Origin of the sequence: Proteiniclasticum sp. (genome assembly GCF_032054185.1) — a bacterium.
GTDB lineage: Bacteria > Bacillota > Clostridia > Clostridiales > Clostridiaceae > Proteiniclasticum.
In genome coordinates, this window is sequence record NZ_DAMBTF010000010.1 from 116,681 (window position 1) to 124,149 (window position 7,469).

Consider the following 7,469-nt stretch of genomic DNA (forward strand, 5'->3'; position numbering starts at 1 on the left):
CAACTATCTGTCATTTTCTGTTATCATACTAGAAGGAGTTGATTGGATTTGAAAAGAAATGAAGTCATAGAGGTTAAAATTGAAGACCATAGCTTTCCGGCTACAGGTATAGGGATGCTTGATGGCAAGAAAGTGAAAATAAAAGGTGCATTTGTGGGAGAAACAGTTTCTGCAAGAGCACATCAGATAAGGGGAGATAGAGCCAAGGGCAGATTTATCGGTGTAGTCGAAAGTGCACCATATGCTATTTCTGCACCTTGTATCCACTACGGAAAGTGCGGAGGCTGTATCAGCCAGCATGTGCCGATGGACATCCAGAGAAAGTTCAAGGAAGAGGAAGTCAGAAAGCTCTTCATGCAGAATGATCTTTCCATGGGAGAATATCTGGGATTCACAGGTGATGATGACCAGTACGAATATCGGAACAAAATGGAGTTCACCTTCGGAGACGAGGTAAAGGATGGAGAGCTTAATCTGGGTATGCACCTTCGTGGAATGAAGAACTCAGTCATCAATACCAACCAGTGCCTTCTGGTTCATGATGATTTCAGAAAGATCCATGAATATACCATAAACTATTTCAGAGAAAAGAATCTGCCATACTATCGAGTCATGAGACAGACGGGATATCTTAGAAACTTTATCCTGAGAAGAGGAATCAATACAAAAGAAATCATGGTGAACCTTGTCACGACCACTCAGATTGATTTCAATCTGGATGAGTTCCGTGATGGTCTGCTTGCGCTTGAACTTGATTACGGACTGATGTCCATTCTCCATACGGAAAGTGATTCCCTCTCCGATGCAGTGGTTCCGGAGAAGCTGAACATTCTCTTCGGACGGGACTACATCTATGAGAAGATCCATGGACTCACTTTCAAGATTTCCCCGTTCTCATTCTTCCAGACCAATACAAAGGGAGCAGAAGTTCTCTATCATGAGGTGAAGAATCTGATCGGTGAGAAGAAAAATGAAATCTTTGACCTTTACTGCGGCACCGGAACCATCGGCCAGATTGTTTCCGACAAAGCGGATAAAGTGACAGGGGTCGAAATCATTGAGGAAGCAGTTGTCGCCGCAAACGAAAATGCTGCAATCAATGAACTGAGTCATGTCCACTTTATCGCAGGAGATGTCAAGGATGTCATTGCAAAGCTTCAGGGAAGCCCTGAACTGATCATACTTGATCCCCCTAGAAGCGGTGTACACCCTAAAGCTCTGGAGTATGTCAAAGACTTTAGTGCAAAGGAAATTCTATATGTCTCATGTAATCCGAAGACGCTGGTGATTGACCTAAGATATCTGATTGAACAGGGATATACTGTCATCAAATCAAAGATTGTCGATCTTTTTCCAAATACTCCGCACGTTGAGTGCGTGATTCTGATGCAGCGTAGTGGTTTGAAAGACGAAAAGTAGAGTTTGACCACTACATGTAGTGGCTTGGGGGTGAAAAATGAGCAAAAAAAGGGGTTAAAAACGCACGATTTTAGACCCCTTTTTCAGCGAAAAATACTGATGCAGAAGGTGATTTTTCAGATATAGCTTTCAAAATGATGCAAAATCACCTTATGATAAAAAATTATAAAATAAAATAACTATAGGAAAGCAGACATTATTTGAAAGCAATATTGGTGTGAGGTTTAAATAGGGAATTGAAGTTGAAGTATATCAGGCCGTCAATCTGGAGATAAGCCCTCTTGGTTGGCGGTTTTTATAATCTTAAATCTTGTTACATTTTTTAAAAGAAATCGTCATTGACAGTTTGGTTTATTCAGTATAGACTTATAATATAAAGTCGATATTGAATAGACCAAGGAGGTTTATCATGAAGTATTATAAACTTGCAGAAACTGAAGAAAAGTTTGCAGAATTAATCTGGCAGAACGAGCCGATTGGTTCCGGTGACCTTGTGAAGCTAAGTGAAAAAGAAATGAATTGGAAAAAGTCCACAACATATACAGTACTTAAAAAGTTATGTGAAAAAGGTATTTTTCAAAATGAAAATGCACTGGTTTCATCTCTAATTTCAAAGGATGAATATTACGCAAATCAAAGTATACGTTTTGTTGAGGATACCTTTGGAGGGTCACTGCCGAAATTTCTAACATCTTTTATAAGTGGTAAAAAATTAAGTAATCATCAAGCCGAAGAGTTGAAAAGATTGATTGATGAGCACAAGGAGGTGTAGCAATGAGCGAACTATTTCTTTCTGTTTTAAATATGAGCCTTACGGCAAGTTATGTAATCCTCTTTGTAATACTAATCAGGCTACTACTTAAAAAAGCTCCAAAAGTCATCAGCTATGCCTTATGGGGTGTGGTTGCTTTTCGTCTGATAATGCCATTCTCCTTTGAAAGCATATTTAGTCTTATGCCACGGAATGGAAATGCTGTACCAATTCCCTATGATATCATCTATCAGCAAAGTCCGAAGATTAATAGTGGGATAGAAGTAGTTGATTCATTTGTAAGTCAATCCCTTCCCGCACCGACTGCTGGAGCAAGTGCAAATCCACTTCAGATATACATGGAAATAGGAGCATACATCTGGGTTTTAGGTATAATAGCATTGCTTGTTTATAGCCTTGTATCTATTTTAATCTTAAGAAGACAGCTTAAAAGCGCGCAATTAAAAGAACAGAATATCTTCGAAGCTAAGAATTTGAAAACGCCATTTGTTCTTGGATTAATAAACCCCAAGATATATTTACCAGTTGGACTTAATGCCACCGAAAGAAGCTATATTTTGCTGCATGAACAGACCCATATCCATCGAAAGGATCACATTATTAAGGTGTTAGCTTTCTTGACGCTGTCCATCCACTGGTTTAATCCACTTGTGTGGGTTGCGTTTATGTTAATGAGTACGGATATGGAGCTATCCTGTGACGAAAGAGTACTGAAACAGATGAGCAATGAAGATATTAAAAAGCCTTATGCTAATTCGTTATTGTCGCTTGCTACCGGAAAACACATTTTTAATGGAAGTCCTCTTGCATTTGGCGAGGGGAATGTAAGAGGGAGGATTAAAAACGTGTTAAATTACAAAAAACCAAGGTTTTGGATTGTCGTCGTATCAATTATAGCTGTAATTATTGTAGGAATTGCATTACTCGCAAATCCATTAAGTGAAGAGGCAATATTTAATAATATTATTAATAGAGATGGTTATGCAATCTATGAAATTCAGAAACCTATTTCTTTCACAGTCTATATAGAACCAACATGGATTCCAAAAAATGAAGATGAAGTAATAAATTTGAATAAAGAGATAGGAGAAGTGGGCAAAGTAGAAATTTTGTTAGAGAATGTTATGCATCGAGGAAATGATATTTATTTCAATTTTGATGCAAGACAATTTATTAATTATGATAGTGGGGAATTTTTATATCATAGTACTTTTAATGAAGATGGTACTATCGCAACTTATCATCCGTCAAATGCATTTAATATATATGATAAGAAAAATAATAAAATAGACGTTGTTGTAGGACAGAGGGGGTATGGGCCTAATTCGAAATTTTCTTTTGGAATTGATATTGAATATTTTGATGTTATTAAAGATGGTTTTACTCTTGAATATAATGGCGGAATATTATATGGGTATTCAAATTTAGAGTCTATTAATACTGAGGTTTCTCAAAGCCTATCCGATAGAAGGCCGATGATTATGGTCAATAATAAGTTATATCTAGATACTGGTAAACATGTGTCTGTTGAAATTAATAATAATGCAATTATTGGAGAAATCAGCTCTTCGGTTGACCAGTCAAAAAAACCAAACGAAGAAGGGCAATCAAACTTTGGTTCAATAGGTTCAAAATACGCTTATTATGATGATGGCCTTGTTGTGTTATTAAAAAATAAATGGATATTATTTGAAAAAGAAAATAATACATACCCATTAAAATTCTCTGAAATAGGTAATTTAAAAATTAAAAGTTTGCAATCGAATAATATTAGAATTATTGAAGAAAAAATTATCGATAAAGAACTTAGCGCTTTTATATTTAAGGATAATGAAAATGGTGAATTTAAAGGCGGAATTAATTTGAATGGTAAATCTTATTATATAGGTCAGGTGTCAATGGTGAACACACCAGAAGATTTAATGGGAATTGAAGAGATTCAGGTATTTGGAAAGAAGGCTGTAAAGATTTATGGAATATTGGGTGCCAATTATGCACAGGCATTTTATTGGTTTGTTGAGGAAAAACTGGAAGAGGCGATTATTCAGGTAGATGGAAGCACAATTGAAATTGACTTGGACAGCGATGGTAAGAACGAAGTTGTAGCAACAACAGGTACAATTCCTGAAACAAGAATATACATGCTGAAAGAAGGGAAAGTAGTTGTTTCTGATATTAATAAATCGATCGGTGCAAAATCGGTAATTTTGCAAGATAAAGATAAAAAGCTATTTGAAGTGTACTTTGAGCCAAACAAGCCAGAACATTATGTGTTCAATAAAGATTCTTTTATAAAAAAGTAGACAAACACTATGCTGAAGAGATAAAGAGTTGAAAAGATTCATTTACTTTTGATATTCTCGGCAATGGTAATGTTGAGTTAACTTTTTATAGTATTGATCATCAAGCCCCAAATGATAAATAGAAGGCTGCCAGGCAACTTAGAATTGTTATAACAGACGAGGTGGTTAATTTAAATAATGAACTATGGAGACGATAAATTCCAATTTAAGGTTAAGTAATATAATTTACCTGTGTAAGAGTACGGATTATTAGAAAGGTGATTAACGTGAAGAAAAAGTTATGGGTATTAATTTTGCTTTTTGCTACTTTGATTATTATCTCAATAATCGTAAATAAAAACAGCAATAAGGAAGTAACATACTTGAATGCATCATATTCAGAAGAAACAGGTCAAATAACGGTTTATGCCACTAGACCTTCCAATAAATATAAGCCTTATGGATATGAAAGCAGATTAAGAGGAGAAAAAATAGTTTTATTATCAAATAGCTATGCAGAAGGTGATACTGATGTTTTTGTATTTGATATTCTTGGCAAAGGTGAGGAAGACTTTGTTTTTTATAGTATTGATCCCCAATTTGCAGATGAAAAATATAGACATGCTTTTGAGCTAAAAATTGTTATCACAGATGATGCTATAAATTTAAATAATAAGCTGTGGAGACGAAATCAATAAAGTAGTTAAATGTAATAAATTAGCAGGAATTTGAAGAGGTGTACCGACAATGCCTAAACATGAGTTTGGAATTATGCAAAAAGAACCATCATTTTACGAACATTATGATACTTATGAACCTCAAAAATATAATTGTATTGCAGTTGATGATGATTTTATTGAACCCATTATGGTGAATTTGCAGGGGGTAGATTGCTATTGGCATACTCTGCAAAGAGAAGAAAGGGGTCTTGCCTATTGTGGTATTACACTTATACCGCCTAAATCAATGGATATCTTTATAAGTATTATGTTGTCTCAAAATAAAAAGGAATATACCCATTTGATAGGATTAGCTAATCAAGCAAGAGAAAATGAAAAATATATAATTCATTATGGAATCTAAATTTAGTGAGGTTAATAAAATGACAAATAATGATCTATTTCATCGTTTCCGTGCTTTTTCATCATCAATGGATGCGCTAGGCTTAGGATGGAACGGTAGTGATGTGGCATATTTCTGTACCCCGGTTGGTGCAGAAGTTATTGGTTGGGTAGGTGTTGACGGGATACATTTTTGTTTTGTTCCATCAATTAGCTCTAGTATGGTATTTGCCGTTAGCCCTATGCCCTGCGATGAACACTATGTTGAACCTATTGCACATAACTTTCAGGAGTTTTTATCACTCGTGCTTTTTTGCAAAGGTGCCAGTACGTTAGAGCAAATTTGCTACATTGACGAAGCACAGTTTTCAGAGATGCTGAAATCAGAAGAAGAAAATGATTGGCTAGCACGAGATGCTGCACTGAATACCTTGCGTAAGGAATTTGGAATTGAAGCCCAGTCAAATGCTTATCAATATGTGAAAATTATACAAGCAGATTTTGACTATTCAACGATCCCGTATTCTGAGGAGTATTACGATACATTAGGCATAGAGAGATAAACATGAATTTGAGGTAAGAAGATGATGAAGAAAAAGATAATCAGAATCACCATTATTATTATTATAGCTTTGATTTTGCTGTTCCCAATTCCGTTACGCTATAAAGACGGTGGAACTGTTAAATATCAAGCAGTCTTGTACAGCATAACAGATTATCATGCGCTCAGAGGAGTAGATGGTTACGATACAGGGATTGAAATAAAGATTCTTGGTATAACAGTATATGAAAATACGACATTCGGGCGGTAAATTCCAATTTGGTTAAGATTTTAATACACAGGAGGTATTTATGGATTTGTGGCAAGTTTTAGTTTTTTTTACCTTTCCGGTGGCATCAGTTCTATTGATGTTTTTTCTAAAAAGGAAAGCACTCTGGATTTCTCCAATTATTTCTACGGGGTTGTCAATAATATATAGCATATTGGTTATGCCAGATTTATTAACTGTACCTGAAAGTTCTATATTTTGGAGAATATCAATACCTATGCAATTAATTGTTGTTATTTTCTTTACTGCTATAGCCTATATTTTTTCTTGGCTTTTAAAAAGGCGAAGGTTGAGAAACAAATAAACTCCAATTTGTAGAACATTTCTACCAAACAGGTAAAATTTGTCGACTGCATCTACCGAACCGATAGGTTGAAAATGTGCGTTTGTTGTAATTAAAAACATACGGTCGAGCCACGTTGAGAGTATCGTTAGGCTAGAAAAGCAGTAGAACTTAGTAATACCAATAGTTTAAGCTATTGGCTGCGTAGATGACATTCAATGGTTTTCTGTTTGTGAGAACATGTCCACAAAGAAAGGATAATCAATTAAGAATAATAAAAGCAATAAATGAATTACCATTTGGAGATGTGAAAAGGTTACAAGGTGATAATTGCAATTATAGACTTAGAGTTGGTAATTATAGGATAATATTTAGTAAATATGATGAAAAATTAATTATATTAATAATTGAAATAGGACCATTCCATTTAATTATTAAGAAAATCATTCTAAAATTTAATATAGAAAGTAAAGAGGCGAAGTTTAGGTCAACCATGGACCAAATGAACTCGCTTTTTTTATGCCTTAAACAAAAAGTAAAGAAAATTCTAGTGTTGAGTTCTTTATGAAAAATACAGAGCTACAAGGTTTTTTATTTAATAATAGACATAGTACTAGTGGAATTTGTATTGAAAAAGAGAAGTAAGTATGTTAATATGGTTCAATATTGAACTATATTAAAAAAGAGGTGAATTTAAGTGAAAAGTGAAATAGTTAATAATAAAAACAGTCTTTTTTTAATATTTAGTTGGAAGATAAAAAAGGTGTATTGTTAATGCTGAATTTAAATGTCTGAAAACTGACGGTGTCCAGTGTCCGCAAA

7 protein-coding genes are annotated in these 7,469 nt (G+C 34.6%); all 7 read left to right on the forward strand.

The genetic code is table 11. From position 1 onward, the window contains the following. The first annotated feature begins 48 nt into the window (after positions 1-48). The 7 genes from rlmD (at position 49) to RTX25_RS07750 (ending at position 6,346) form a co-directional block, all read left to right on the forward strand. Positions 49-1,419 (forward strand): 23S rRNA (uracil(1939)-C(5))-methyltransferase RlmD, encoded by a 1,371-nt coding sequence (rlmD, locus tag RTX25_RS07720; protein WP_312652408.1) that lies wholly within the window; start codon positions 49-51, stop codon positions 1,417-1,419. Positions 1,420-1,828: 409 nt separating this feature from the next. After that, entirely contained in the window at positions 1,829-2,191 is a 363-nt protein-coding gene (locus RTX25_RS07725; RefSeq protein WP_312652410.1) for a BlaI/MecI/CopY family transcriptional regulator, read from the forward strand. Positions 2,192-2,193: 2 nt separating this feature from the next. Next, positions 2,194-4,494 carry a M56 family metallopeptidase gene (locus RTX25_RS07730; RefSeq protein WP_312652412.1) on the forward strand — a complete coding sequence of 767 codons (2,301 nt, stop codon included), beginning with the start codon at positions 2,194-2,196 and terminating at the stop codon, positions 4,492-4,494. A gap of 266 nt (positions 4,495-4,760) precedes the next feature. Beyond that, positions 4,761-5,171, forward strand: a complete 411-nt coding sequence (locus tag RTX25_RS07735; protein WP_312652414.1) for a hypothetical protein — start codon at positions 4,761-4,763, stop codon at positions 5,169-5,171. A gap of 49 nt (positions 5,172-5,220) precedes the next feature. Next, positions 5,221-5,556: a hypothetical protein gene (locus RTX25_RS07740; RefSeq protein ID WP_312652416.1), complete on the forward strand. Its 336-nt coding sequence runs from the start codon at positions 5,221-5,223 to the stop codon at positions 5,554-5,556. 19 nt (positions 5,557-5,575) lie between these two features. Next, on the forward strand, positions 5,576-6,097 hold the full coding sequence (locus RTX25_RS07745; protein WP_312652419.1) for a hypothetical protein: 522 nt from the start codon (positions 5,576-5,578) through the stop codon (positions 6,095-6,097). Between the two features lie 21 nt (positions 6,098-6,118). Further along, entirely contained in the window at positions 6,119-6,346 is a 228-nt protein-coding gene (locus RTX25_RS07750) for a hypothetical protein (RefSeq protein ID WP_312652421.1), read from the forward strand. The last annotated feature ends 1,123 nt before the right edge of the window (positions 6,347-7,469 follow it).